2 protein-coding genes are annotated in these 1,551 nt (G+C 64.4%); both read left to right on the top strand.

Translation table 11 applies throughout. The features are described from left to right. On the top strand, positions 1 to 1,124 hold a 1,124-nt coding region (obgE, locus tag I71_RS06930), incomplete at its 5' end, for a GTPase ObgE (RefSeq protein WP_042692939.1). Positions 1,125 to 1,183: 59 nt separating this feature from the next. Then, on the top strand, positions 1,184 to 1,342 hold the full coding sequence (locus I71_RS40965; protein ID WP_375731176.1) for a hypothetical protein: 159 nt from the start codon (positions 1,184 to 1,186) through the stop codon (positions 1,340 to 1,342). Positions 1,343 to 1,551 lie beyond the last annotated feature (209 nt).

The following is a 1,551-nucleotide window of genomic DNA, read 5'->3' as shown; positions in this document are numbered from 1 at the left end:
AGCAGCATTTCAAGGCACAGCGCGGTCATCACGGCATGGGCAGCAACCGCAACGGCGCGCGCGGCGAGGATGTCGTCCTCCGGGTGCCGGTCGGAACCCAGATCCTCGACGAGAACCAGGAAACCGTGCTGTGCGACCTGACCGAGGCCGGACAGCGCCGGGTCTTCCTGCGCGGCGGCGACGGCGGACACGGCAACGCCCATTTCAAGACGCCGACCAACCGCGCCCCCCGCAAATTCCACCCCGGCTGGCCGGGACAGGAACAGTGGGTGTGGCTGCGGCTGAAGCTGATCGCCGACGCCGGCCTGCTGGGCCTGCCCAACGCCGGCAAATCGACCTTCCTGGCCGCCACCACCGCGGCCAAGCCGAAGATCGCCGACTATCCCTTCACCACGCTGGCCCCCAACCTGGGCGTCGTCCGCGCCGGTGACGAAGAGTTCGTCATCGCCGACATCCCCGGCCTGATCGAGGGCGCGCATGAGGGCCATGGGCTGGGCGACCGCTTCCTTGGCCATGTCGAGCGCTCGCGCATCCTGCTGCACCTGATCGACGGCACGGCGGACGATGTCGTCGCCTCCTACCGCACGATCCGCAACGAGCTGGAAGCCTATGGCGGCAACCTCGCCGACAAGCTGGAGGTGATCGGGCTGAACAAGGCCGACGCCCTGCTCGATGAAGAGATCGAGGAGAAGAGGGCGGCGTTGGAGGAGGCATCGGGTGCCGAGGTCATGGTGCTCTCCGGTGCAACCGGCCAGGGCGTGAAGCAGGTGCTGTACCGGCTGCTGACCGTCATCAAGGACTCGAAGGCGGAGGAGCCGGAGGTCATCCAGTCCCCCGCTACGCGGTGCATCGGCCTTTCACGGGTCGGCCATATGCTGCCCGAGACGGTCGACATGCAGTGCGACGATGAAACCGGGGAATGGGTCGGTGGAGAAGATGGAGATTTCGAGGAGGAAGACATCGAAGCAGTTGAATGGGAAGTAGGCGAACTCGAAGAGGGTGAGGAGCACGAGGACGGTGACTTGGAAGAGGTTTTTGACGAGGCCCTTGATGTCGACGAGCGGGACGGTGAAGAGGTCGGCTCGGACGACGATACGGACGGAACTCTCTGTCATGGCGCTTGACGCCCCTACCATTATCGAGATCCCGTCGGCTGGTCTCGAAGATCGGCTCGGCCATTCTGGTGGTCGGGGAAACCAGGCATATCTGCCGGGACTGGCTCGACGCGCTGGCCGATGATGTTGCCGCGTGCCGCAAGCGAGGGCAGGAGGTGGTGATCGTCACATCGGGCGCTGTAGCGGGTGGGTGCGAGCATATCAGTCTGGTCGGCCGGGCAGACTGAAGCTGGAGGAGAAGCAGGCGTCCGCCAGCCACCGGCCAGATCCGGCCTCAGCCCATGCCTATCAGGAAACGTTGGCTCGGCATGATGTCACGGTTGTCCAGGTGTTGGTGACGATGGAGGACACGGAAGAGCGGTGGCGCCACTTGAACGCCAGCAATACTATGTGACAGGTTGCTGAAGCTGGGCGCTGTTCCTCTCATCAATGAGAA

The organism is Azospirillum sp. B506 (assembly GCF_000333595.1).
Taxonomy (GTDB): domain Bacteria; phylum Pseudomonadota; class Alphaproteobacteria; order Azospirillales; family Azospirillaceae; genus Azospirillum.
This window is presented reverse-complemented; position numbering and strand designations above follow the sequence as displayed.